Consider the following 1341-nt stretch of genomic DNA (forward strand, 5'->3'; position numbering starts at 1 on the left):
GGAGTGAAGCTCAGTAAAGCTGAATTGAAGGAAATTCAACCTTACATCATACGAAACCCTGAGTTACGAAAGTGGGATGTTGCTATTGTGCCAGAGCCGGTAAATTATTAATTGCTGTACCCCTTAGTCGTGGAGTTAAGAATGCCATGCTTTAAAAATTGTTTTATTGTCACAGGACAAAGTGGTTAGTGCCAAATGAGATCGCCCTGATTACTGTCGCGGTTTTCATTACCATACTGACTATTTATGGAACCATTCAGGGAATTCGGGACTACGCAATGAAAAAAGGTCACAACCTTTGATAGAGGCTGCCCCTGCCTCTATCAAAGGAAAGAGCATCAGGCAGTAGCGGCTTTAGCCACTTTATCAACCTGCTCCTGAGCAATCAGGGATTTGGAGTAAATGTTCAGGAAAGGCAGATACAACAAAGTAGACAAGACCAATAACCCCAGCGCAAGAAACAGCGAACCAAAGTGGAAGTTGGTACTCAGGAAAGCCGCCAGCGGTCCAGGTGTTGTCCAGGGCACCAGAGCAACGACTCGACCGGCAAAGTCCATAGAGGTGGCAAAGTATGCAATGGTGACATTCAGCATCGGAATCAGTATGAAAGGGATGCCCAGAATCGGATTCATAATAATGGGCGCGCCAAACAGAATGGGCTCATTTATGTTGAAAATTCCGGGGACGACCGATATTCGTCCGATTGAACGCAAATGAGCACTTCGGCTTATTGCCATGGCAATAGCCAGACCTAACGTAGCTCCGGACCCTCCCAGGTTCATATAGTTGTCCAGAAAACCACCGGCAAAAACAGCAGGCAGAGCCTCCCCAGCAGCCAGAGCGGCCTGATTCATCTGCAGATTGGTCAGGGTAAAGGTCCCCACAACCCCCATCACAATATTGGCGCCATGCAGACCACAAAACCAGAGAACATGGATAATGAAGGCAATCAGAAGCAGAGCCGGCAGAGAGTCTGACGCTGAAATCAGAGGCTTGAAGATTTCCATCAGCATTTCTGGCAACAGCATGCCATCGCCCATGTTAGATAACATGATAGGCTCTTAGTGGATTCCGGGGAGCTGGAAACAGGATGACTTATGTGGCTATGAATAGAAGACGTTTTCTTGTAAAACAGTGTCATGAAACTTTATGATCTCCTCGATAACGGCAAGTGCTATGAACAGATACGTCAGATTCACTGGCCTGATGGGATAAAATGCCCGCGCTGTGGCAGCACGGACATAACCCGGCAGGGCAAGGACGAGTCACAGCCGGACAGACAGCGCTACTTTTGCAAAGAATGTCAGCGTCGTTTTGATGACCTGACACTCTCGGTTTTTT

2 protein-coding genes are annotated in these 1341 nt (G+C 47.7%); one reads left to right on the plus strand and one right to left on the minus strand.

The genetic code is table 11. The features are described 5' to 3' along the window. Positions 1–338 precede the first annotated feature (338 nt). Complete coding sequence (locus ACR2PX_RS19070) at positions 339–1052, minus strand: PTS transporter subunit EIIC (RefSeq protein ID WP_434000946.1); 714 nt, start codon at positions 1050–1052, stop codon at positions 339–341. An 87-nt stretch (positions 1053–1139) separates the two neighbouring features. On the opposite strand from ACR2PX_RS19070, the gene ACR2PX_RS19075 reads away from it, so the two are divergent. Beyond that, on the plus strand, positions 1140–1341 hold a 202-nt coding region (locus ACR2PX_RS19075), incomplete at its 3' end, for a transposase (RefSeq protein ID WP_434000947.1).

It is taken from the genome of Endozoicomonas sp. (genome assembly GCF_051008435.1).
Taxonomy (GTDB): Bacteria; Pseudomonadota; Gammaproteobacteria; order Pseudomonadales; family Endozoicomonadaceae; genus Endozoicomonas_A.

Excerpts from the sequence above, each read along its gene's own strand:
- ACR2PX_RS19070 (WP_434000946.1), bottom strand. The coding sequence starts at position 1,052 with ATGTTATCTAACATGGGCGATGGCATGCTGTTGCCAGAAATGCTGATG.